The sequence below is a fragment of the Romboutsia sp. 13368 genome, assembly GCF_018336475.1.
Taxonomy (GTDB): Bacteria; Bacillota; Clostridia; order Peptostreptococcales; family Peptostreptococcaceae; genus Romboutsia.
In genome coordinates this window covers 1,490,580-1,491,657 of record NZ_CP048741.1, presented here as the reverse complement: position 1 = coordinate 1,491,657, position 1,078 = coordinate 1,490,580, and the positions used below count along the sequence as shown (strand labels likewise).

The window sequence follows — 1,078 nt, the reverse complement described above, 5'->3', positions numbered from 1 at the left end:
AATGGAGAAGTTGTTGTGGTAARACCACTTATAACAGGTAAGGGTCAAAGATATTTTATAGATAAAATACTTGAAAATAGATACTTAAATTAAAGGTTATATAAGTAAGGGAGACTTTATGAGAAGATACTTAGATGCAAATATAGAGTATAACACTTTAAATATGCCAAAGGAAGAATGGTTAAAGCTAAGAAAAAATGGCATTGGTGGAAGTGATGCAAGTAGTATATTAAACTTAAATCCATACAGAAGTAGTGTTAATGTTTATATGGATAAGATAGATGAAAATATAGAAGTAAATAGTAATATGAAAATGATTTTAGGTGAAAAACTAGAGGAATTTGTAGCTAAAGAATTTTGTAAGCAGACTGGAAAGAAGGTAAGAAACTTAAATGGAATGCTTAGAAATCATAAATATCCTTATGCAATAGCAAACTTAGATAAAATAGTAGTTTCAGAAAATGCATTTTTAGAATGTGTGGTAACAAATAGCTTTTGTAAAAAGGATTGGAGTGAGGAAGTTCCTATAAATTATCAAATACAGTGTTATCACTATATGGCTGTAACAGGGGCAACTCATTGTTATGTATGTGCATTAATAGGTAATGAAGATATAAAAATATATAAATTGGATAGAGATCAAGAGCTTATTGATTACATTATGGAAAAGGAAGAGGAGTTTTGGAAAAAATACATATTAGGAGATGAAATACCACTTCCTGATGGTAGCGAGGATTATTCTAAGTTTCTTAAAAATAGATATAAAAATATTGATGAAAAGCCATTAAATTTATTTATAGAAAGTAAGAAGCTTTCAAAGTTAGATACTTTAAACGATATGTTAAAAGAAATAAAGCTAGAAAAAAGTAAGATAGAACAAGAAATACAAAGTATGATGAAAGAGCACGAAGTAGCTTATGTTGGGGATAGAAAGATAAGCTGGAAGTGGCAAAGTAGAAGTACTTTAGATTCTAAAAGATTAAAAAATGATTATCCAGATATAGTTAAAGATTATATGAAAACTACAGAAACTAGAGTATTTAAGGTAAATTAAAATATTTAAACTAGGGGGATATTA

The 1,078-nt window shown here is 27.8% G+C and carries 1 protein-coding gene; it reads left to right on the top strand.

The genetic code is table 11. From position 1 onward, the window contains the following. Window positions 1-118: 118 nt before the first annotated feature. Window positions 119-1,054, top strand: coding sequence for a YqaJ viral recombinase family nuclease (locus tag G3997_RS06030; RefSeq protein ID WP_296644414.1), 936 nt, complete (start codon window positions 119-121; stop codon window positions 1,052-1,054). Window positions 1,055-1,078: the final 24 nt, after the last annotated feature.